Source organism: Pseudoalteromonas sp. OF7H-1, assembly GCF_022347825.1.
Lineage (GTDB): Bacteria > Pseudomonadota > Gammaproteobacteria > Enterobacterales > Alteromonadaceae > Pseudoalteromonas > Pseudoalteromonas maricaloris.
Map to the genome: position 1 here is coordinate 20,746 of NZ_JAKRFX010000025.1, position 23,002 is coordinate 43,747.

22 protein-coding genes are annotated in these 23,002 nt (G+C 45.4%); 8 read left to right on the forward strand and 14 right to left on the reverse strand.

Annotated elements, in window-relative coordinates; translation table 11 throughout:
• Positions 1-47: 47 nt before the first annotated feature.
• The 3 genes from nadE to MHN30_RS22070 form a co-directional block, all read right to left on the reverse strand.
• Complete coding sequence (gene nadE, locus MHN30_RS22060) at positions 48-884, reverse strand: ammonia-dependent NAD(+) synthetase (RefSeq protein WP_039490991.1); 837 nt, start codon at positions 882-884, stop codon at positions 48-50.
• 60 nt (positions 885-944) lie between these two features.
• Entirely contained in the window at positions 945-1,571 is a 627-nt protein-coding gene (locus MHN30_RS22065; protein WP_069018888.1) for a DUF480 domain-containing protein, read from the reverse strand.
• Between the two features lie 95 nt (positions 1,572-1,666).
• A complete protein-coding gene (locus tag MHN30_RS22070; protein ID WP_239361156.1) occupies positions 1,667-5,023 on the reverse strand; it encodes an ATP-binding protein in 3,357 nt (1,118 codons plus the stop codon).
• Positions 5,024-5,218: 195 nt separating this feature from the next.
• Between MHN30_RS22070 and MHN30_RS22075 the strand changes: the two genes are divergently transcribed.
• Entirely contained in the window at positions 5,219-7,504 is a 2,286-nt protein-coding gene (locus tag MHN30_RS22075) for a penicillin acylase family protein (protein WP_239361158.1), read from the forward strand.
• 28 nt (positions 7,505-7,532) lie between these two features.
• Here the strand turns inward: MHN30_RS22075 and MHN30_RS22080 are convergent, their stop codons facing one another.
• On the reverse strand, positions 7,533-8,603 hold the full coding sequence (locus MHN30_RS22080; protein WP_039490999.1) for a diguanylate cyclase: 1,071 nt from the start codon (positions 8,601-8,603) through the stop codon (positions 7,533-7,535).
• A 157-nt stretch (positions 8,604-8,760) separates the two neighbouring features.
• Here MHN30_RS22080 and MHN30_RS22085 point away from each other — a divergent pair, with 157 nt between their 5' ends.
• Positions 8,761-10,287: a bifunctional GNAT family N-acetyltransferase/carbon-nitrogen hydrolase family protein gene (locus tag MHN30_RS22085; protein WP_010378119.1), complete on the forward strand. Its 1,527-nt coding sequence runs from the start codon at positions 8,761-8,763 to the stop codon at positions 10,285-10,287.
• Position 10,288: 1 nt separating this feature from the next.
• Positions 10,289-10,603 carry a multidrug efflux SMR transporter gene (locus tag MHN30_RS22090; protein WP_010604216.1) on the forward strand — a complete coding sequence of 105 codons (315 nt, stop codon included), beginning with the start codon at positions 10,289-10,291 and terminating at the stop codon, positions 10,601-10,603.
• On the opposite strand, the gene MHN30_RS22095 is transcribed toward MHN30_RS22090, so the two are convergent.
• A complete protein-coding gene (locus tag MHN30_RS22095; protein WP_130163252.1) occupies positions 10,590-11,459 on the reverse strand; it encodes a DMT family transporter in 870 nt (289 codons plus the stop codon). The genes MHN30_RS22090 and MHN30_RS22095 overlap by 14 nt on opposite strands.
• Positions 11,460-11,763: 304 nt before the next feature.
• On the opposite strand from MHN30_RS22095, the gene MHN30_RS22100 reads away from it, so the two are divergent.
• A complete protein-coding gene (locus tag MHN30_RS22100) occupies positions 11,764-12,150 on the forward strand; it encodes an MAPEG family protein (RefSeq protein ID WP_039491002.1) in 387 nt (128 codons plus the stop codon).
• A 23-nt stretch (positions 12,151-12,173) separates the two neighbouring features.
• Here MHN30_RS22100 and MHN30_RS22105 read toward each other — a convergent pair whose 3' ends face one another.
• Complete coding sequence (locus MHN30_RS22105) at positions 12,174-12,866, reverse strand: pseudouridine synthase (protein WP_193522576.1); 693 nt, start codon at positions 12,864-12,866, stop codon at positions 12,174-12,176.
• Between the two features lie 81 nt (positions 12,867-12,947).
• Between MHN30_RS22105 and MHN30_RS22110 the strand changes: the two genes are divergently transcribed.
• Positions 12,948-13,253, forward strand: a complete 306-nt coding sequence (locus MHN30_RS22110; protein ID WP_069018884.1) for a DUF6482 family protein — start codon at positions 12,948-12,950, stop codon at positions 13,251-13,253.
• 3 nt (positions 13,254-13,256) lie between these two features.
• Here MHN30_RS22110 and MHN30_RS22115 read toward each other — a convergent pair whose 3' ends face one another.
• Positions 13,257-14,126 carry an SDR family oxidoreductase gene (locus MHN30_RS22115; protein WP_239361160.1) on the reverse strand — a complete coding sequence of 290 codons (870 nt, stop codon included), beginning with the start codon at positions 14,124-14,126 and terminating at the stop codon, positions 13,257-13,259.
• Between the two features lie 115 nt (positions 14,127-14,241).
• Between MHN30_RS22115 and MHN30_RS22120 the strand changes: the two genes are divergently transcribed.
• Positions 14,242-15,582 carry a hypothetical protein gene (locus MHN30_RS22120; RefSeq protein WP_239361162.1) on the forward strand — a complete coding sequence of 447 codons (1,341 nt, stop codon included), beginning with the start codon at positions 14,242-14,244 and terminating at the stop codon, positions 15,580-15,582.
• Positions 15,583-15,611: 29 nt separating this feature from the next.
• On the opposite strand, the gene MHN30_RS22125 is transcribed toward MHN30_RS22120, so the two are convergent.
• From MHN30_RS22125 to MHN30_RS22155, 7 genes are all read right to left on the reverse strand, one after another.
• Positions 15,612-17,123 (reverse strand): peptide MFS transporter, encoded by a 1,512-nt coding sequence (locus tag MHN30_RS22125; RefSeq protein WP_130163255.1) that lies wholly within the window; start codon positions 17,121-17,123, stop codon positions 15,612-15,614.
• An 84-nt stretch (positions 17,124-17,207) separates the two neighbouring features.
• On the reverse strand, positions 17,208-17,909 hold the full coding sequence (locus tag MHN30_RS22130; RefSeq protein WP_130163256.1) for an HAD-IA family hydrolase: 702 nt from the start codon (positions 17,907-17,909) through the stop codon (positions 17,208-17,210).
• A 2-nt stretch (positions 17,910-17,911) separates the two neighbouring features.
• Positions 17,912-18,835, reverse strand: a complete 924-nt coding sequence (locus MHN30_RS22135; RefSeq protein ID WP_130163257.1) for a tyrosine recombinase XerC — start codon at positions 18,833-18,835, stop codon at positions 17,912-17,914.
• Positions 18,832-19,458 carry a DUF484 family protein gene (locus MHN30_RS22140; protein WP_130163258.1) on the reverse strand — a complete coding sequence of 209 codons (627 nt, stop codon included), beginning with the start codon at positions 19,456-19,458 and terminating at the stop codon, positions 18,832-18,834. Before MHN30_RS22140 ends, MHN30_RS22135 begins: the two co-directional genes overlap by 4 nt.
• A complete protein-coding gene (gene dapF / locus MHN30_RS22145) occupies positions 19,455-20,285 on the reverse strand; it encodes a diaminopimelate epimerase (protein WP_039491011.1) in 831 nt (276 codons plus the stop codon). Before dapF ends, MHN30_RS22140 begins: the two co-directional genes overlap by 4 nt.
• A gap of 127 nt (positions 20,286-20,412) precedes the next feature.
• On the reverse strand, positions 20,413-21,666 hold the full coding sequence (lysA, locus tag MHN30_RS22150; RefSeq protein ID WP_239361164.1) for a diaminopimelate decarboxylase: 1,254 nt from the start codon (positions 21,664-21,666) through the stop codon (positions 20,413-20,415).
• Position 21,667: 1 nt separating this feature from the next.
• Positions 21,668-21,844, reverse strand: coding sequence for a lipoprotein (locus MHN30_RS22155; protein WP_010604229.1), 177 nt, complete (start codon positions 21,842-21,844; stop codon positions 21,668-21,670).
• Between the two features lie 155 nt (positions 21,845-21,999).
• On the opposite strand from MHN30_RS22155, the gene cyaY reads away from it, so the two are divergent.
• Both cyaY and MHN30_RS22165 read left to right on the forward strand, forming a co-directional pair.
• Positions 22,000-22,320, forward strand: a complete 321-nt coding sequence (cyaY, locus tag MHN30_RS22160) for an iron donor protein CyaY (RefSeq protein ID WP_010378141.1) — start codon at positions 22,000-22,002, stop codon at positions 22,318-22,320.
• Positions 22,320-22,976, forward strand: coding sequence for an alpha/beta hydrolase (locus tag MHN30_RS22165; RefSeq protein ID WP_239361166.1), 657 nt, complete (start codon positions 22,320-22,322; stop codon positions 22,974-22,976). Before cyaY ends, MHN30_RS22165 begins: the two co-directional genes overlap by 1 nt.
• Positions 22,977-23,002: the final 26 nt, after the last annotated feature.

Here is a 23,002-nt window from a genome sequence, read left to right on the forward strand (position 1 = left end):
AATTAAGGTTGGCAGGATGAATAACTGGTTATCTCCTGCCAACAATACTATTGTTCGTCGTATACCGTAGGAATTGGTTGACGCTTGTGTTGGGTGCGCTGATAAATGGCAATAAGTTTGTCGTTTACTTCACTGCTAACAGGCTTACCTTCGAGGAAGTCATCAATATTGTCATAGCTTAGTCCCAGCGCTTCTTCATCGGAAAGGCCTGGGCGGTCGCATTCGAGATCGGCTGTCGGTACTTTATGTACTAGTCCCGCAGGTGCCCCGAGAAAAGCCGCTAGTGCGCGAACTTGGCGTTTTGACAGGCCAAACAAGGGCGCTAAGTCGCAGGCGCCGTCACCAAACTTGGTGTAAAAGCCCGTGATGTTTTCAGCGCTGTGATCGGTGCCGACGACTAAACCGCGAGTCAGGCCTGCTATTTCGTACTGCGCGACCATGCGCTGGCGTGCTTTTACGTTTCCTTTAATAAAATCCACGCTGGCTTGTGAAGGCAGTGGCACGCTTCCACCCGCCATGGCAGCAAGTGCTTGCTCGTGCATGGCATCGGCCGCAGGCTTGATGTTGACTGTTAAGCGCTGACTCGGTTGGATAAACTCAAGTGCAAGTTGCGCTTCATCTTCATCAGCTTGAACACCATACGGCAAGCGCATGGCAATAAATTTATAAGCCCCAGTACCATGTTCAGCATTGAGTTCATCGATAGCTAGCTGGCATAGACGTCCACAAGTTGACGAATCAACTCCTCCGCTTATGCCAAGCACAAGGGTGAAGCAGCCAGAGGCTTGTAATCGTGCTTTTAAAAATGAGACACGTCGTTTGACTTCAAATTCCGGGTCAATAATTGGCTGAACTTTCATTTCGGCCATGATTGCTTCACGCATACTGGTTCCTCAATACTATCGGGGCGATAAACTTCTATTATGTTGGTGCTGACGCGCTTTTTAAAGCCCTAAATGTGCTTTGATGGTGGCGAGCTCTTGCTTTAATTGCTCAATCTCGGCAATTAAGCTTTCGATTTCGCTGTCATTTTGGGTGCCGGTTATGGCTTCTGCAGGCGCTGTTGATTCAACGACTTGGTCACCAAACAAGTGTTGATAACGACTTTCTCGTTTTCCAGGTTCCCTGGCAAGCTTAACTACATAATCATGTTCTTGCATCGCACTTAATGTCGCTTCAACGTCCTGTACGGAGCTGAACTCTGCGAGGCGGCCGCTGCGAGTACGCAATTCACCTGGAGTTTGTGGTCCACGCAGTAACAGCAAACAGATAATCGCTTTTTGTTTCGCGTTGACTTTTAGGTGGCCAAAATCACTGTTACAAAAGCGCTGGCTGTACTTGTCGACGCGGCCAGAGAGTGCTTCGTCGCAGGTAATTAAGCGTTTTTCTTGTAGGCGAGTCAGTGTGTCTAGCACATCATTTTGAGAGAGTTCCATCACCGGCTCGCGATTCGACTTTTGATTACACGCATTGGTGAGGCCGTTGAGTGACATGGGGTATTGTTCTGGGGTGGTGACTTGCTTTTCGATTAAGCTACCCAGTACGCGTTGCTCTTGAGTATCTAATTGCATCACTTTCCTTATTTTTGTTGTTGCTGATGAGATGTATAACATCATCTTGATAGTAGCAATATAATACCAATATTTACTGTAGCAAAGTGTGTGAGCTAACTTTGTTGGGCCGTAGACGAAGGTGCTTGCATTGTTTGCTGCGGTTTTATTTGCAGAAGTTTGGCTTTTAGCTCATCAAAGTCAATGGGTTTGGTGAGGTAATCATCCATTCCAGCATCAAGGCATTTTTCTCTATCACCTTGCATCGCGTTGGCGGTGAGTGCAACGATCACGCTATGCTGATGGATTTTTCCGGCAACACCTTGGCGGATCTGCTGTGCTGCCTGATAACCGTCCATCACCGGCATTTGACAATCCATTAGAATTACATCGTAAGGTTTGTTAGTTGATTGTAAATGTGCAAGTGCTAACTCTCCATTTTCTTGGCAGACTACTTTCGCACCTAAACGCTCTAACATCGTCATCGCAACGGTTTGGTTTATCCGATTATCTTCCACCAATAAGATTGAGCGTGCTAACAGGGGTTCAGCATTGACCTGTGAGTCGGTTTTGACGGATGTCGGCTTGTCTGGGTCTTGATAATTAGAGTTGAACACCTGAAGTGCTGCATATGGCGTAATGGGATAGTACACCCGCTCACAGGAGGAAAATAGCGAGAGGGTTTCGCTACTTTGCTCTTCAACGGCAACCATATGTACGATCTGCTGCTGTGTTAGCTGCGCTTTGAGTGCTTGTTGTTTTTTCCGCGGCGTGGCATTGAGTAACTTGGCATCCAAAATAACAGCAAGATGTGAAGATGGTTGTTGCAGTTGAGTCATGAGCATATCAAGTTGCTGCACGTGCAAGCACGTGATATGCCAAGGCTTCAGTAGTTTACTGTAGTCTTCATTGATTTCGCTTAATATATATAACGTTGAGTTATCAGACTTTCCATGCACGGTAATGGGTTTAGCTGCTGTTAGTAGTACATTACAGGAAAACGTGCTGCCAACGTGTTCTTTACTAAATGCTTGTAGATCGCCACCGAGCAATTGAGACAATTGCTTTGCAATGGTGAGACCAAGCCCAGTACCACCATATTGTCGAGTGGTTGATAAATCTGCTTGGGTAAATGAATCAAAAACTTTATTGAGCTTTTCCTTTGAAATACCGATACCGGTATCTTCTACACTGCACCATAACCGAGTTTGATCGCCCGTTTGTTCGGTATGGCAGCTTAAAGTCACTGAACCATCATGGGTGAACTTAATCGCATTGCTTAACAAATTATTAAGGATTTGTTTGAGGCGATTAGGATCTGTTTGTGCGGTATGGACTTTCATACCTGATAAATCGATATGTAGCCGATTATTGTTGGCATCAGCGGCGCGCACAAAACCAGACAGCATATTACTTAACATCTCGATAAGGTCGAACTCAACAAATTCGATCGTTAGCTTACCAGCCTCTATTTTGGAAAAGTCGAGAATGTCATTAATGATGGTAAGCAAGGACTTCGCTGAACTATGTGCCAAAGAGAGCTGGTGGTGTTGAGTCGAAGTGAGTTGTGAGTGCATGACGAGCTCAACCATACCCATTACGCCATTGAGTGGAGTGCGTATTTCATGACTCATACTGGCTAAAAACTCTGCTTTCATTTTAGCGGATTGTTCTGCTAAGTCTTTATCAATGATGGCTTGATTTTTTGCTTTTTGATGGGCTTTATTGATAAAGAGGCTTCCTAGCATGGCGGCGATAGATTTCATTAAACGGAGGTCGCTTTGACCCCAACCTGGACTTACAACATCGTACTCTGCACAAAGAACGCCTAAGGTTTGGTTTTTATGACTGATGGGGCAGCAAAGCATCGCCTTAATTTCAAAAGGTTCAAGGTACGTTGTAGTGAGGGCCATGGTTGCAGGGTGGTTTTCAGCTTGTTCCGCCGCAATTATTTGACCACTCTCAATTTCACTAAAGAATGCAGGCGCTATTGCTTTTCGCCAAGGAGGAAAGTGCTCTAAGTTATCCATCGCAGCATTTGAAAAACACACTGGGATCAGCTGGTTTTTATCCTCATTAAATTGCCAAATGCTCACTTTATTAACCTCCACTCCTTTTCTACAGGTATCTGCACAGAGTGTGAGTGCTTTGTTGAGATGGTTATTTAAGATGGCTTCGTGAGAGCTCAAATGGGCAAGGAGCTCATTATTCTTGGCGAATTTATCGTGTTCCATTTCCATGATTTTGCGTTTATGGATGTTTTGAATGGAACCAAAAATGTGGCTAGTGCGTTTGCCATTGCGAATAGAGCGCGCTTTCACTAGCACCCATAAGTCGTCCAGATTTTGGGTTTGGATAATAAATTCTTCTTCGAACTCATGGCCTGTTTTTATAAGTTCATCCACACAGTCTTGCAAACGCTTTCTGTGCAAACCCGCTTTGAAAAACTCTGTTGTATTCATCCAAGTGGGCTGAAATTGTCTCGGCACGCAGAAAATACTACGAGTGACGTCCGACCAAATAATATCGCGTGTTTTGACGTTAATTTCCCATGCACCAACTTCTGCGAGTATGCCCATATTGGTCAGTGACAAAGCATTACGTTGCAGTTGCGATAGCAGTCGAGTGATGAAGATAAATGCGGCAATAAAGATGATAATCAGCGCGATGATAGCTAAGCGAAAAGGCCACACGGCAGTTGCCGCTGGTTGCCAACCAATGCGAGGCACGGCGTAGAGTTCCCATTCACCTGAGGGCACGTTGACACTAAATGCGATGGGGGCAAGCGAATGAATATTACTATTGCCATAAAAGTAATCTCCGTCTTGGCCTTTACCATCAACGCCTTGAATCGCGATCAGATATTGACTTTCTAATGCGGTAAAGTTTGCTTGTTGATACAGACTATCCATATCGAGCACGACAGAGAGTAAACCCCAGAAGTGAGTTTTGTCAGTGTAAACGGGAACTCTTGCGATTAACCCTGTGCCTCCTTGCAGCAACTCTAGTGGACCTGCCATCACGATTTCGCGACTTTCTTTGGCGAGTAATGCGCCGTATTTTTGCGTCGGATGGGTTTGGTAGTCTAAGCCTATGGCTTTTTCATTGCCCTTCAATGGGTAAATATAGTCGAGCCGCATATTTGGAGCTGCTCCGATATTTCGAAGGATTTGGCTACTATCGAATAAGGGTTTTGCGAGCTGTTCGAAGCGAGCTTGAGAGAGTTCGGATTGACCAGAAAGGGCAATGCCTAGTCCTCTGACAAGTTGTACATTTTTTGCCAGAATACCTTCTATTTTAGTGCGGTAGACATTCACTTCCTCGGTCGAGCGGCTCTTTTCTATCGCGATTAAGCGGCGATAGTTTACTTGATCAACATACCATGCCACTGCGATGATCACGACTAGCAAAAGCCAGAAGCTATATTTCACAAAGCGAAATTTAAGTGGTGATGTCGATAGTTCAGAGATCATGGTGCTTCTGTGTTGAAGACGATGATTTAACTATAGTTCAGTCCTCGCAAAGCGAAATCTAATTAACCAAAATAAAATGCTTTAACTTGATTGTCTTATAACTGTGACAAAGTCGAGAATATTGGTTTATTAGCCAATGACATGCTATATCTTCTAGGCATAAATTAGCACTGGATACATTGTTAAGGGATGGTCATGCTTACTTGGATTAAACGAATTGTTGTCGTTCTGCTGTTACTGGTATTGCTTGGTACTGCAAGTATATATGGCTTGCTTGCGCTGAGCCTGCCTGCACTGGATGGTAAAGGAAGTGCATCGGAGATTGATAATACAGTAACGGTAGCGCGCGATGCTATGGGGCAAGCTGTGGTGTCGGCTGACACCCGAGCAGATGCGTCGTATGGATTGGGTTTTGCACATGGTCAGGACCGCTTTTTTCAAATGGACCTGTTGCGTCGCAATGCCGCAGGTGAATTGAGTGAGTTATTTGGCTCGGCGGCCATTGGCCTTGATGAAAGCATGCGATTCCATCAATTCAGAAAACGGGCAAAGCTTATCGTGATGTCCTTACCTGAGGCGCATAGGCAAATCCTTGAGCGTTATACACAAGGGGTGAACGATGGGCGAGTACAATCTGGCTTCACCAGTTTTGAATACCTGCTTCTAGGTGCAACTCCTGCACCATGGCAGCCAGAAGACAGCTTACTCACTATTTTTAGCATGTATCTAGACTTGCAAGCAGGTACTTATGAGCGCGATGAAACCCTAATTGCGCTTAAGCAGCAATATGGTCAAGATATGCTCGATTTTATCTTGCAGCCTAGTCAATATCAGGCTGCTTTGGATAACAGTGTACTTACGGCATCGCCAGTTACTATTCCTGCATTACAGCAACAAATCGTGCAAGCTCAGCCATCACATATTGCTGATGTGCCGCTTTACGGCAGTAATAATTGGGCCGTAACTGGTGCGCTTACAAAGACAGGATCGGCAATGTTATCCGACGATATGCACCTTGGCTTAAATGTGCCGTCGATTTGGTATCGTGCCCAGCTTAATTATCAGGATCAGGGCCATGCAATTCAGGTAACTGGGGTGTCGTTACCAGGCGCTCCAGCCATTGTGGTTGGAAGTAATAATCGCATAGCGTGGGGATTCACCAATGGTTATTTAGATACAGCCGATTGGATTGAGCTTGACGCAGACACCAAGACGCAGTTCATTGCTGAAGAAATAAAATTGCCTGATGGCAAAAGCCATTCCTATAAATTGGAAATGAGTACATTTGGTCCCGTTAAACAACTTGGAGATAAGAAGCTAGCGCTGAGTTGGGTTGCTCATCAACCCTATGCCGTAAACTTAGAGCTTGTGCAACTTGAACGATTAACCGAAGTTCAGCAAGCAACAGAACATGCCAAAAAGGTAGGGATCCCTGTACAAAACTTGATGGTGGTAGACAGTAAAGGGGCAGCTGCTTGGACGCCGATGGGGGCTATTCCTGCACGCAAAACGGCTCATGACACGGCGTTGAATATAGAGCAATATGAGCAAGCGTGGCAGAACAACGAACAAGTTCGCCCGGTTGTGCAAAACCCTGAAAACGGTAAATTGTGGACGGCTAACTCTCGCGTGGTTTCAGTTGCAGATAATCAAAGGTTTGGTGATGGCGGCTATGCGTTAGGTGCACGTGCCGTGCAGATCCGCGATGGACTGTTAGGTCAGCAACAATTTACGGAAGCGGATTTCTATCAGCTGCAATTGGACAATCGCGCCAAGTTTTTAGCGCCGTGGCACGAGCACTTAGTATCCCTATTGCAAAACCAACATTCCGCATCTTTTGAAAATGATATTTCGCTCCTTAATGACTGGCAGGCTTGTGCTTGTGCAGATTCAGTCGGTTACACCTTAGTAAAAGCCTACCGCAACGCACTGATCGACACTCTTTTCGCACCCTTGGAGCAGCACTTAAACACACAAAAATTGTCGATGAAGCCGGTTAAGCGTTATCTTGAGCCCTCACTCTGGCAGCTCTTAACCGAGCAGCCAAATAGTTGGTTGGGCGAGCATGGTTCTTGGCTTGAGTTAGAGTTGGCTGCTTACAAGCTTGCCAAGCAGCAACTTAGCGAAAAATATGGCAGTAATATGGCCGCTTGGCGCTGGGGGGATGTTAATGCACTCAAGGTGCAGCATCCTTTCTCAAAACAAATGCCAATGCTGAGCGGTTTGTTAGATATGCCAACCGCACAAGCTTTTGGTGATACCTTTATGCCTGCGGTGCAGGGTAAATCATTCGGCGCATCGCAACGCTTTATCGCACAACCTGGTCATTTACAAAATGCAATTTTAACGGTTGCTGGTGGCCAAAGTGGACATCCGTTATCGCCGTTTTATCGGTCTGGATTTGCAGATTATGCCGAAGGGGAGAATACCCCCTTGCTACCTGGTGAATTAACTCACCAGATAGTCATTTCACCTAAGTAATGCTTTGCACTGAACGTATCGGAGGGGGTTAACTTACGCCCTCCGATACACGCAAAATCGGTGCTGCGGTAACACGGTTCCGACCTGAATGTTTGCTGTCGTAAAGTGCGGCATCCGCGTGTTGAATGACGACCTCAAAAGTTTGGCTAGGATCCCAATTTGCAACGCCAAAACTCATGGTGACCTTAAGAATGTCGTTTTCAAAACTGGTGGTCTCGACGGCTCGTCGTAGTTTTTCCATGCGCTGCATTGCTTCTCCACTAGAGCAAGGCGCGAGCACGATTAAAAACTCTTCACCACCCCAACGAACTGCAATGTCTGCAGGGTGAATATGTGCTTTGATTGTTTCGGCCACACTTTTTAAAATTTGATCTCCTTTGTCATGGCCAAAGGTGTCATTGATTTTTTTAAAGTGGTCGATATCCGCCATCACCAAACATAAAGGAGAGTGAGTAGAGATACAGTTTTCTTTAGCATGGGTGATTAACTCGCGCGCATAGCGACGGTTGAACATTTGTGTGAGCGGGTCGTGTGCAGCGAGTTCTTCTAATTTGTCTCTTTGTTGCACTGTCATTTTACGTATGTGGCTGATTGTGTAGATCATTGGAATACCACATATGAGCACATTGGCAAAATGGACATAGGGAATTAACTGTTGATAGCGATATTGATAGGCAACATCACCAAACAATAATTCTAAGACTGCGAATAGCGTGATCAACACAACGGAATAAATCACGGCATTACGTAACCTGAGTTGGTAATCTAGCAGCATGAGGCAAGACACTGTCCAGAGATAGTACTGAAACCCGAGTGACATGCCGAGATAGGCACACACCAGCGTCGCATGGATGGCGACTTCAAGGCAGAAAACCCGCAGTGCAATCGAGGGTTTACTCGCATCAATGAGTTTAATGCCAGCGTACCACATCAGCACACTACCCACGTTTACCAAAGCAAGTATGTTCACCTCTAAATGCCAAAAGACACCAATGAGGCCTGCGTGTAGCCACATGCAATACGCGGCCACACGTCGTAATAATGCAAATTTTAATGCTTCTACTTGGTCTGGTTTGCTATAAGGGTGGTATTTAGTCAAACGTAAGCTCTTGTGGTATTCACAATAAAATAAGTATAGAAGCTCTATTGTGATTTGCCGTCTATTTGACCTAAGCTCAGGTTATTCGCTCAGCATCCAGCAAGGTTGGCTGTAGTAGAGTGAGAGATAGGTAGATAATAAAAGCTTTGGAGTTGATATGTCTGTAGAAAAAGCGCGGATCACGCTATGTAACCTAGAAAAGTCTGACTACGATCAGGTTAAATCATTAATGGATGAAGCCTATCCTGATCTCGGTGGTGCGTGGCCTAGTCATACGATATTTAGGTTGATTGACCAGTTTCCTGAGGGGCAGATCGGTGTCAAAGACGGTGAGCGTCTCGTCGGTATCGCGCTTAGTGTTCAAGTTGACTATCAAACCTTTTCTAACCCGCATACCTATGAAGACATTGTTGACGCGCATAGCCGAATTTTTAGTGATAGTAATGCAGATGCTCTGTACGGGCTGGATGTAGTGATAGCCAAAAGCCATCGTGGTCTACGTCTTGGTCGACGGCTGTATGATGCTCGTAAAGAGCTTTGTCGTCAGTACAACTTACGCGCGATTTTGGCGGGTGGTCGTATTCCGCTTTATAAGCAATTCCGTGGCAGTATGTCGCCAATGGAGTATATAAACAAAGTCGACCATAAAGAATTACACGACCCCATTCTAAGCTTCCAACTTGCCAACGACTTCCAAGTAAAGCGATTGCTTAAGCAATATCTGCCGGAAGATCAGGACTCCGAAGGCTATGCGACCCTACTTGAGTGGAATAACATTCTCTTCGAGCCAACCGATACCGTGATCGAAAGCAAGAAAACCATCGTCAGAGTGGGGGCCGTGCAGTGGCAAATGCGCAGGGTGGAATCGGTAGAGGAGCTAATGAAGCAGGTTGAGTATTTTGTGGACACGGTCTCGGATTACCAAAGTGACTTTATCCTTTTCCCTGAGTTTTTTAACGCGCCACTAATGGGGCTCGGAAGCTATAGAAATCAGACCGAAGCAATTCGTGCATTGGCGACGTATACCGAGCAGTTTAGAGCTGCTATGTCGCAAATGGCGATTGAGTACAATGCCAATATTATCACGGGCTCTATGCCGCTACTTGAGGGCGACAAGCTCTATAACGTCAGTTACTTGTGTCATCGCTCTGGCAAAGTGGATGAACAACGTAAAATTCATATCACCCCTCACGAAGACTATGATTGGGTTATCAAAGGCGGTGATAAAATTGAAGTGTTCGATACGGACGCGGGCCGAGTAGGGATCCAAGTATGCTACGACGTGGAGTTTCCAGAGTTATCGCGGATCATGGCTGAAAAAGGGCTGGATATTTTGTTTGTACCATTTTGGACTGACACAAAAAATAGCTATTTAAGGGTAAGACACTGTGCGCAGGCCCGTGCGGTTGAAAACGAATGCTACGTGGTTATCGCAGGAAGCGTTGGTAACCTACCACAGGTAGAAAGCCTAGATGTGCAGTACGCGCAGTCAGCGGTGTTGACGCCATCGGACTTTGCTTTCCCTCATGATGCCGCGCTAAACGAAGCAACACCAAATACGGAAATGCTGTTATTTAGTGACTTAGACTTAGATAAACTCAAAATATTGCATAGTGAAGGAACGGTGCGTAATTTACGAGACCGAAGAAAAGACCTGTATTCTGTGGAGTTGAAACAAAAATAGTATGGCGTGGGTTTATTTAATTATGGCTGGCCTGTTTGAAATAGGTTGGCCCGTTGGTCTGAAAATGGCGCAACAAGCCGATACTCGTTGGCTAGGCATAGTGATAGCCGTTGGTTTTATGGCCTTGAGTGGCTGGATGTTATGGCTGGCGCAAAAGCAAATTCCACTGGGTACCTCGTATGCGGTGTGGACGGGTATTGGCGCGGCAGGTACATTCTTAGTGGGTATCTTTTTCTACGGTGACCCAAGTAGTTTTATGCGCTACTTGGGTGTGTTACTTATCATCAGTGGGGTTGTGGTACTTAAGTTAGCATAACCAAAATAGCCGCGACTGCGATGAGTAAGAGTCCCATTGAATCGCGCTTCTTTACCGGTGCTTTGAGCCATAAGAATGAGATAAGCAAAGTGAAAAACACTTCGATTTGGCCAAGGGTTTTCACGTAGGCTACATGCTCAAGGCTCATTGCGCTAAACCAACCTATAGAACCGATGCAACTGCTAACACTAATGGCCAGCGTCAGTTTGCGGCGTTGCCACAGCACGCGCCAAGAGTGTAGTTCGCGTATCGTCAAATACATACTCAACATTACAGTTTGGCAAATCAGCACTAATAATAACACCCAGGCTGCACTGTGGGGGAAAGGTAGGCCCGATGCGATACTGGCTTCACGCACCCAAAGAGAAGTAAGCGCGAAGCTTGTTCCACAGGCAAGTCCCACTAGTGCAGTTTTACCATTGAAAGCACGCAGGCTAAAACCGCTCAATAACAACACCGCGATAGCACCGATAAAGACACCAAACCAACCGAGTAAAGTTAAGCTTGAGCCAAAAAAGAGTACGCCCAAAATTGCCGCCACGAGTGCCTCACTCTTCGCAAGTCCAGCGCCTATGGCGTAATTATTTTGCTTAAATAGCACCACCATTAACCCCGTCGCGATGATTTGCATGACACTGGCACCCAGCACAAAGGCTAAAAAGTCATCGTTAATGACGAGCGATTCTGCAGGAGCGATCTGATAAAGGCTCCAAAGATATAGCCCCGCAAGTGGGCTGGCTAAAATAAATCTTGCGAGGGTGACGCTGGCTGTGGAGGCGCTTTCACTCAATTTGCTTTGAAAAGCATTTCGCCAAGCCTGAGAAAAAGCAGCTAGTAAGGTGAACAAAATCCACATGAGAGGTGACTCTACAATGCTCGAATGTGTATCAGCATACCGGATAGGAGCGAGTCTGAATAAATGAATTATCGTGATAGTGAAAATAATTCAATGTGTATTCAATGTGCTACGGAAGCATTCTTGTGGTTGGCGCACTGCGACAATTTGCCACATGTTCAATTTTCAGTATCACGATATGATTAAGGTCGATGCTACAAGATTGGGCCATAGGTTAGGGGATTACGTATTCAACTATGGCTTTTCTTTTTAACGCTATTCTGCTCTACTGAGTTGAATAATCAAAAGGTTGAAGGAGTATCTTGTGGGTATACTAATCATCTGTGCAATTCTTGCCATCTTACTACCTTATTTTGCCAAAATCCCTGTGGCAGTGGCGATGAATAAAGAAGGGGGCTACGACAACAAGCACCCGCGTGAACAGCAAAAGAAACTAACTGGGCTGGGGGCAAGAGCGCTGGCCGCACATCAAAACTGTTTTGAGTCATTAGCCGTGTTTGCTGTCGCCTTGGCCGTTGCGTTTGGCACCCAAACCTACACTCCTCTAGTCGAATGGCTAGCGATAGGCCATATTGTCGCTAGAGCATTATATTGTGTGCTGTATTGGGCGAATATTGACGTGCTGCGCTCCATTGTCTGGGCGCTAGGACTCGGCTGTGCTATCGCCATTATTGTGGTGTGTGGTTTATAGTCGTCCTTTGCGTGACTCTACACTTAGGTCAACTGAATTAACTCTGCTGAAATCTCTTTCACTTCAGCGGAGTTAACCTCTAGCTGTGTCAATGCTAAGTTTGCGATACGCACTCGGTATAAGTCGATAACCCGATAACCACAGTAATGTGCCATTCTTCTGATCTGGCGATTGAGGCCTTGGCGTAACACTATTCTAAAGCGGTCATGTGCGATTTGCTCAACGGTACAGGGGAGGGTTATTTGGCCCTTCACTGGCACGCCGGCTGCCATTTTAAGGCAAAAATCTGGGTCCAGAGGCTTGTCAACTTGCACCTCATATTCTTTCTCTTGATGATGGTCAGGGTGGATTAATTGCTGACACAGTGCCCCATCATTGGTGAGTAGTAGTAAGCCTCGACTGTCTTTGTCTAACCGACCTATTGGATAAACACGACATGACTCTGGTAGCACATGGTAGATACTCGCAGGGTCATCTGGATTCACTTTGCAGTCTATACCCACGGGTTTATGGTAAACAAAGAGTCTTCTCGCTTTTGGCGGCGTGACCGGTTCACCATCGACCATAATGCAATCGGTCAAATTGATGTGATCTATGTGATTGGCCAAGCGGCCATTTACGGTCACTCTTGCGCTATCAATTAAGCGAGACGCTTGTCGCCTAGAGCAAACACCGCAGTGGCTGAGATATTTGGCCAAACGCATCGGATAGGACATAGACATTCACATGATCAAAAAGAGATAACAGCGCGTATTGTAAGGCAACAGACTGTTTGGATCTATGCATGGAGAATATCAATGGCCATTGCGTTTTCAAAGTTAAAACAACATCAGCCGCTGCAAAAGGTAATAGTGCATTCCATTGATTTAGCGCTTTATCAAGTCAGTGTGCTTATTAATAACGTGGAATATTATGTCACGGAAGAAAATGGCGAGTTTTTAAAAGCACATAACCCGCTGCAAATTCAAAAACGCCTGCTTGATATTAGCTACATGGAAATGGTGATTAGGCATCAAAGCGCTTATGACGAGATGGTCGGGCACCCAGTGTCAGTCAATGACAATACATTAGAAGTGCCCTTCGGTCGTAATAACCTGTTTTAAGCGTTATCTGTGTTTTGTGAGCACTTCACTCACCGCGGTTGCAAAATCGCGGTTGTGAGCGATCCCCATGTTAATCAATCTAGTGTCTTTTAGAGCGCAATTTTGTGGTCTTGTGGCATCGTCACTCGGTTGGCTCAGCGGCACGAGATCTTGCGTCGGTAGTTGCAAAGCCTGCGCCATGACCTGCGCCATTTCATACTTAGTGAATGCTTGATTGCCACTGATATGAATAATCCCACCAAGGCTAGGCTGTGCGATAACATCTTTGAGCGTTAGCGCAATATCATTAACATGGGTGGGGTAGCGAATGGCCCAATTATCGTGACTTGAAGCGGGGTTGGCTAACAGCTGTTTTGCAATAATGGTTACCGCAGATTCTTCCAGCGTTTTTACCTCGCCGTATAAAACGGGCACTCGCACTATGGTGTGTAATGCGCTGTCTGCCAGTATGGCACGCTCCGCAGCTTGCTTGGTTTGGCCGTAGAAGTTCACAGGATTAGTGCTATCTGTTTCAACATAAGGTGCTGAGGTGCCGTCAAACACATAGTCAGTACTAATAAAGAAAAATCGAATATCTCTTTCGCGGCAGGTTTGGGCTAAGAACTCGGTTGCCGCAACATTGAGCGCAAGCGTTGCCGCTTGGTCTCGCTCACATTGTTCTGGCCTGCGCTCTGCTGCTGCGTGAATAAGTATCTCTGGCCCGTGATTATCTAAGAAATCTAAAACCGAACTGTGGTCAGCCAAGTCAAGTTTGTGAAGTGGCGCGGCTGCTCGGCTAAAGCCACATCCTAAAATCTCGTGGGTACTACTTAGCTCTTGGCAAAGTGCGCGGCCAAGCAAGCCCGTTGCACCAGTGATCATGACTTTAGACATAGAAAACAGCATCCTTTTTTAAAAGAGTCAGTACAGTAGCAAAGTCGGAAGAAAAACTACAGATTTGTATCGGATTACGCTAAGGTTGAGATAAGGCTAAAAAAGGGACAATAAAATGAAAAAAAATATTTTGCTAGCTGGTTTGTTTGCGGTGAGTGTGCAAGTGAGTGCGACCCAAATATTTGCGAAAAATAGTGATTGTGTCATTGATGAAAGTAAAGCGCCCATTGAAATATACAAGCAAAGCTCAAAGTCAATGCGTTTGTTGGGGGGACAAGAGGCGAGTAATGGTGAGTTATCGGATGTTGTCACAGCGCTGTTTGACGATGTTAGATTGTCACTATTTGACGCGTTATCTGAAGAAGCTAAAGCGTTTGAGAAAGGTATAATTATTAAAAATGCTTCATTCAAAAGAACGGCTGATGGGTGGTCGAAAAGAGCTGTTGTATCCGGGAAAGTTGTAGCTCAGCCCGTTTTATCTTGTCATTATACTGAAGTACTTACAGCAAAAAACACTGAGCTGATATCTGGTGCTGTTTTTTCATCCAAACCAACGACCCATTCAATTACTTATAACACAACGATTGATCCGCACAAAAGTCGACTCAAGCCAAAGCTAACAGAGGTACTTGATACTTCTGTTACTACGGACCAAGTATTTGGTATTAAGCTCGGAGACTCTTTTTCACAAGCGGAAGAAAAAATAGGCCGTTTTACGATGCAATGGCCTATTAATGCTTATCAAAAGTTTGCATTTATTGGTCGCAATAACGCGTTTTTATTTGAACATGATAAGCTCGTCGGGTACCAATATGCATTCAATCTTCTTCCTATCAGTCTTGCAAATCTAATTGATATTTATGATGTTGCTCTTGCTACACCACTAAGTCACCAGCAAACTCAAATTACAAACCGGGACTTGGATGAGATGACAGTTTCTGCACTTAAGGAAAAGTTTCCTGACATTAAGTTTTTTGTCGAGGGAAGATATACTACCGATCCGAAGACCAAATTATCTGCCCTAACCATAGGCAAAACAGAGATTGCGAAACCAATTGCTCCTGCATGCTGGAGTGGTCAAGAAGACATCAAAGCTTTTATTACAAAGCATCAGGGCGGCTTAATGCAATGGCGTGGCATAGATAAACAAACGCTATTTTACACCGGGTGTAATCAGTTAATTGAACAAAGCCAATTTGGCCGAGTGATAGGAGTTAAGCTGCTAGAGAGTTGGTCGTTAAGCAATGCTAATTTATCTGGATTGAGCGTGATATCGAATGTACTTACTCCTTGGCAATTCTATGGGGTGAATTATCTTGACCCTGAAAGTCGCGCATCTCAAATAGGCTCGATTGAAAATCTATATGGCATGATAGAAGTAGTAAACTCTGATTGGGTTGGCCACTTCAAATCTTATGACGGCCAGCTTGTTTCTGCTGAGTTTGAGAAGATGTAGAAGCCATCACTCCTACATCTTCAATTCATTTAAGCCGTTTGCTCTGTGAGCGGCTTTTCAGATTGCTTTTCCCAATGCTTGGTTTTTAGACCAAGTACACCGACAAATACACCAATACCGATAGTAAATAGCGCAATTTGTAGGTATAGATTTGGTAAGTCTTCGATATTATTAGGATCAAAGCTACCAGCGAGCAGACCCGAGAAGATATTACCAATTGAGTAAGTGAGTACGAAAACCCCCATCATTTGCCCAGCAAAACGTTTGGGAGATAACTTACTTACTGCGCTCAACGCCACTGGGCTTAAACAAAGTTCACCCACGGTGTGCAGAAAGTAAGTGGTGATCAACCACATTGGTGCTACTTGTAGGCCTTGAGCTGCAAATTGGGAAGCGAAAAACATCACAATAAATCCGCTCGCCATGATGATAAGACCAATCGCACATTTCACGCTATAGGTTGGCGTGATCATGCGCTTAGCCAAGTTAATCCAAAGCGCAGCAAAGAAAGGGGATAACACGATAATGAAAAAAGCGTTGGCCGATTGGAACCAAGCGGTTGGAATACTAAAACTGCCGATTAATCTGTCGGTGTAATCGCGGGCAAATAAATTAAGTGAAGAGCCCGCTTGTTCAAAACCAGACCAAAAACAAGTGGACGCAACGCAAACCAAAAAGAGTGCCCACATCCGGCGCTTTTCATCGGCATCAAGGTTACCGCCAAAGTAGATATAACCGTAATACAAAAAGAAAGTGACAGTAAAAGCTATCGCGACATATTTTGCGAGCTCTACGGGGTTTATCACAAAAACACCTGCAAACGCCGCTGCCGTTATTGCTGCAACAGCCGCAATGACTAAAACAATCGCACCCCAAGCTTTAGCACTTTGACTCCCCGTCATTGGGTTAGTTGGCGCATTGCCAACGGTAGCGATGTGATTGTCTGTTAGGCGATAATTGACTAAACCGATTGCCATGCCCACCGCGGCTGCACCAAAGGCCCAATGCCAACCAACGTTTTCCATAAAGTAGCCACATACCGCATAGCCGATCACAGACCCTAGGTTGATCCCCATATAGTAAATCGCGTAACCACTATCGCGGCGGTTATCTTCATCGTTATAAAGCTGGCCAACCATAGCGCTAATATTGGGTTTTAATAAACCTGTGCCACTGGCAACAAAGATAAGGCCAACAAAAAAGGAAAATTGACTTGGGATGGCAAGAATGATGTGGCCGCACATGATGATAATACCGCCGTACCAAACCGCGCGTTGGCCACCCAATAAACGGTCTGCTATCCAACCTCCCGGTAGACCTAAGAAATAAACCGAGCCAGTATAGAGGCCATATATTGCGGCAGCGGAGGCAACGGTGAAGCCAAGACCTTCTTGCTGTAAGGTGGCCGTCATGAAAAGTACTAACATGGCACGCATGCCATAATAACTCATTCGTTCCCACATCTCGGTGAGAAACAGAGTCTGTAGGCCTTTTGGATGACCAAAAAAGCCTGTATCACTTGTTGTGTCCTGTGATGACATATTTCACTTCCATTATTATCGTTTTTTGGAAGTCAATATTAGTACGTTATTCAAGCACCGAATGCAACCGCATAAAAGGAAACATTACATCATCTTTTTTAACATTTGTATGTCATCGATTTCCACATTAGCCAATCCTTTGTACTGGTATGGCGCAAATTGATTGCGAAGCCAAACACTAGGGCAGCCGGCACGGTGTGCTCCTTGTACATCGGTATCTAAGCTATCGCCAACATGCAGAAGTTGATGTGGTGCAAGGTTAAAATGCTGGCAGGCAAGCTGGTAAAGCTCAGGGTGAGGTTTGGCGCGGCCATCAATTCCAGCGCGAAGCACTAAGTCAAAACTATCGCGAAGATTAAATTTATCTATCTCGACATTACCATTAGTGATAGCAATGATGTGATATTGACTGCGTAACTGAGCAAGCAGGTTGATGACGGCGTCGCTGACCGTGATATTACTGCGGGTATCGGCAAAGGCTTGATAGGCCTGTAGCGCGTGCTGTTTACTTGTTGCACTATCAAACCCCAGTGCTGTGAAGCCCCACTCAAGTGCCACTTGACGCCACTTTGTCACATCTTCTGCAAGCGCACTGTTTTGTTTGAGTGTTTCGTTTCGACATTGAGACCAGAATGATCCCCCTTTCGCTTGCCACCCGGGAATAGTATTCAGGTGCGCTGTCATGGCGTTAACAGCCGCAATGATAACAGGCCTGTTATCGTATAGCGTATCGTCTAAATCAAAACTGATGGCGGCAATGTCTGAAATGGGCTTATTGAATCGCATTGTTACTCGTCTTTTTGCTTTTTCGCTCTTGGGTGAGCGCTATCATACACTTTTGCTAAATGTTGAAAATCTAAATGGGTGTAGACCTGAGTGGCTGATAAGCTGGCATGTCCAAGCATCTCTTGTACCGCGCGCAAGTCACCGCTGGATTCTAGCATGTGGCTGGCGAACGAGTGCCTCAGTTTATGGGGATGAATAGGTGTACTAACCCCTTGTTTCAGACCCCATTCTTTCATTCTTGCGCGGACATGGCGAGGGCTGATCCGGCGCTTTAATTTGCTCACAAAAAGCGCTGGTTCTTCCAACGTTGTAAATTGCGGCCTTATTTTGAGCCAATCAGCTAGTGCGTTTAGCGCTTTACCGCCGACAGGCACAACGCGCTCCTTACCGCCTTTACCAAGCACGCGTATTTCACCGTCTTTGACATCCAATAGGTTTGCGCCAACCAACTCGCTTAATCGCAAACCACTAGAGTACATTAATTCCATCATGGCTTTATCACGAATGGCAAGCGCATCATCTGCCTGAATTTCCAGAAGTTGCCCCATTTGGTCAACATCAAGGTTCTTTGGGAGTGGCTTTTGAAACTTAGGCCCTCGGATCCCTTGTGCGGGATTGACGACAGCCTGTTGCGATTGTGACTTGAGCTTGAGAAATTTATATAAGCTCCGAATACAACTGAGCTTAAGGTTGATAGTTCTTGGGCTGTAATTTTGACCGCGAAGCTTCATGCTGTAGCGGCGAATTTGCTCGCCACTGACTTCTAGCCAAGAAGAGGCGTGATCACAAAAATACTGCGCTGCTTGAATAAGCTGAGTGTTGTATTGGGTGAGTGTATGTTCTGAGTAGTGCTTTTCGTGGCGCAAGTGTGCCATAAAGGCGGTTACTGGTTGCGTCCAATCTTCCGATAGTGGTGTTAGGCTCATGCCAGCGCTTCGAGCTTAAGCGATAATGTTTGAATAAAAGCCGTGATCAACATATTGTCGTGTTGTGGCGAAAAGTGTTCTGGTGAGCGGCTGGCAAAGGCCAGAATAAAGCGACCTTTGTCTGACGCATCAACGCGGTAAAGTGCTACCGATCCTACTTCAATATCGGCAAACAAGAGTTCAGCTTGTGACGGACTGAGTCGTCCTAAGTAGCAGTTGTTACTGCTCAGTTTAGCTGACACTAGTTCCAAAAGCGTATCATCGATGTTGATGAGTTTACATGCTTGGATGTCCGGGTGGTCCTCAAAGCGCTGTGCTAACGTATGATTGATTGCACTCAACTCAGTACAACGCATGATAGCCAATTGGCATTCACTCAATTGCTTGAAAACCAGCTCGTTGGCTTTTGCATAATGGACCATGTCTTTGATCTGCTGCTGTAGTGAGTTGACTTCATCGCGGAGCATCCGCTGTTGGTGCAAAGCAAGGTTTGGAAGCCCTTGCTGCTGGTGGTGTAGCTGCAAATCCAATAGCACATAAGGGTGCCTGAGCAAAAAATCAGGATGCTTGCGCAGGTACTCTATGACTAATTGTTCAGTCGAATTTGCTTCTTTTATGGTCATATTGCGATTTGCCCATCAAAAACATGCTCCGCCGGTCCGGTCATTTTCACTACTTGACCTTGACCGCCCCAACGCACTTGAAGACTGCCACCTGGTAGGTCGACCCTAACAGTTTCTTCTAACTTACCTTGCATTATGCCAGCAACAACAGCGGCACATGCTCCTGTGCCACAGGCAAGCGTTTCGCCAGCGCCGCGCTCCCAAACACGTAGCTTAACATATTCACGAGAAACTACTTCCATAAAGCCAATATTGGCCTTTTGTGGGAAACGTTCATGGTGTTCAAGGAGTGGCCCGAGTGTAGCTACCTCAGCGGTTTCTACACTATCGACAATAATCACGCCATGAGGATTGCCCATAGAAACCGCGCTACAAAACACCGTATGTTCGTCGGCTCTTAAAATATAGGTGTTTTCTTGTTTGTTTGCACGAAACGGAATGGCTTGTGGGTTAAAGTTCGGTTTGCCCATATTCACGGTAACTTGGCCGTCTTTTTCGGTATACAGGGTGATATTGCCGCCCTTTGTAGAGACGCAAACCTTGTGTTTGTTCGTTAAGCCCTTCATGCGGACAAAGCGAGCAAAACAGCGAGCACCGTTACCACATTGCTCAACTTCGTTACCATCGGCATTGAAAATACGATAATGAAAATCTAAGTCCGGGGAATAAGGCGCTTCAACCATCAACAGCTGATCAAAGCCAATTCCAAAGTGGCGATCTGCTAACTTCTTAATTTGGTCTCGAGACAAAAACACATTTTGGGTGACATTATCTATCACCACAAAGTCGTTGCCTAAACCATGCATTTTTGAAAAGTTTATAAACATAGAGTGGTTATCTTTTGGTATAAAACCATGGCCTCACTTTACTAATACTTTGCCATGGATACCTCGACTAGGGAAGCTGCTTGGCATTAAGCCTTGCTTTGTATCCCTAGGACGTATCCAAGTCGGGTTATTGTGGCAGTAGTTGCTCAAATTGCCACAGAGATTCTAGAGGCTCTCTTTGGCGGATTAGATGGTGTTGATTGTTATCAACCATGATCTCTGCACAGCGGGGGCGTGAGTTGTAATTTGAACTCATGGTAAAGCCATACGCGCCTGCACTGCGCTGTACTAATAAGTCGCCAGCCTTAATTTTAAGTACTCGGTCTTTACCTAGAAAGTCACCCGTTTCACATACTGGACCAACCACGTCGTAATTTATCGCGTCAACGTCGTCTCGCGGTGTGACTGGTACGATATTTTGCCAAGCCTGATAAAGCGATGGTCGTAACATGTCGTTCATGCCAGCATCAACAATGGCAAAATGCTTATGCTCGGTTGGCTTAATAAATTCGACTTTAGTCACCAACACACCAGCATTGGCAGCAATCGCTCGACCAGGCTCAAAAATAAGTTCTAGATCATTGAACTGCGCCAATCGCGCTTTAATCTCTGCAGCGTAAGCACTCGGATGCGGCGGTTTTTCACCGTCATAAGGCACGCCAAGACCGCCACCGATATCGAGGTGATGCAAGTAAATTCCCGCCTTTTCGAGTTGAGAAATTAGAGCCAGCACTTTATCTAACGCCGCTAAAAATGGATTAACCTCAACCAACTGAGAGCCGATGTGGAAGTCGATCCCAACCACTTTTAAACCTGGTAGGGCGTAAGCGAGCTGGTAAACATCAAATGCGGCTTTGATATCAATACCAAATTTGTTCTCTTTTAACCCGGTTGAAATATAGGGGTGAGTTTTTGCATCAATATCTGGGTTTACGCGCAATGAAATTGGCGCAATCTTATCCAGTGTGGTTGCCACTTCACTGATACGGTGCAGCTCTGCAATCGACTCAACATTAAAGCATTTAATCCCAGTCTCAAGTGCAAACTCGATTTCATCTTCCGTTTTCGCAACACCAGAAAAAACCACTTTTTGAGGATCTCCCCCTGCTTTTAGCACTCGCGCAAGTTCACCTTTCGACACGATATCAAAACCAGAACCAAGCTGAGCCAAGACGTTCAATACGGCGATATTTGAATTCGCCTTTACTGCGTAGCACACTAAGTGGGGATGACCGGCTGCGGCATCCGTAAAAGCGTGATAATGCCGCGCTAAAGTCTTCTTCGAGTAGACATAGCAAGGAGTGCCATATTGCTCGGCGATTGTGGTTATGGCGACATCTTCAGCGAATAGTTCGCCATCTTGATAATTGAAATAATCCATTTTAACGCTCCTGTTGTTCTGCTTCAGGCTGGTTTGCTTGTGCTGCTTTCGGTTGGTTTGATTTTTTAGCCTGTTGTTCAGGCAAATAAAGCGGACCGCTTTGACCGCAACCCGATAATCCGATTAAAGTAGTAAAAACAAGTGCCGTTACGCTAAATTTATAAGGTGTCGCTTTCATTAGATAATTCGTGTCAGTGCCTTTATAATCGCAGAGTAACAGAATTGATAAAAAAAGCAGCTTTTCGCTATTGAAATTTCGTCTTCATCAAATTGCTCAAATAGCGAGTTAAGCTTAGGCACCATGCCGCAGTGCGTCAGTAAGAGGAAATCACGATGACAGAAAGTGAATATCATGAGTTAGCCGATGCGCTAATGTTGACTATTGAAGAGCAGATCGATGATTGTGACGCTGATTTAGATTACGAATCAGCATCGGGAATTCTAGAAATTATTTTCCCTGACAAGAGCAAAATTGTTATCAACAAACAAGCACCATTGCACCAAGTCTGGGTGGCGACTAAGTTTAATGGTCATCACTTTGAGTTGCGTGGCGATCAGTGGATTGATAATCGTTCTGGTGCTGAGTTTTGGCAATTTATGAGCGACGCGGCGACTAAACAGGCAAATATCGCAATAGAGTGGCAGCACGATTAATGTTGGAGTTTGTAGATTATCCTGCCAAAGGACAGCATAAAGCGAGTATTATTTGGCTCCATGGCTTAGGCGATTCAGGTAACGGCTTTTTACCCATTGCATCTGAGTTAAATCTGCCTGACGAATTGGGTGCACACTTTATTTTTCCACATGCACCAGAACAGCCGGTCACTATAAATGGTGGTATGGTGATGCGTGCATGGTATGACATTAAATCATTTGATCTGGATAAAAGAGCGGATGAGCAAGGTGTGCGAGACTCATCAGCTCAGGTTGAAGCGTTAATTCAGGCACAGTTAGATAAAGGTATTCCAGCTAACCGCATTATCTTAGCTGGCTTTTCTCAAGGGGGCGTGATTGCGCTCCATCTTGCACCGCGTTTAACTGTTAAATTGGCTGGTGTCATGGCACTATCAACTTATATGTGTGTGCCTGAAAAGCTCAGCGCAGAAGCACAGCAAAGCGAGCTTACTATTTTTATGGCGCATGGCAGAGCTGATCCTGTCGTGCCTATGTTTGCAGGCGAGCACGCATTTAACACGTTACAACAGCAAGGCTATGAAGTGAGCTGGCAAGACTACCCAATGGAGCATCAGGTATGTCTTGAAGAGTTAAAAGCCATTCGCGCTTGGTTAATTACGAGACTGAGCGATTAATATTAAGTGGTATAAGGTACTGGTGA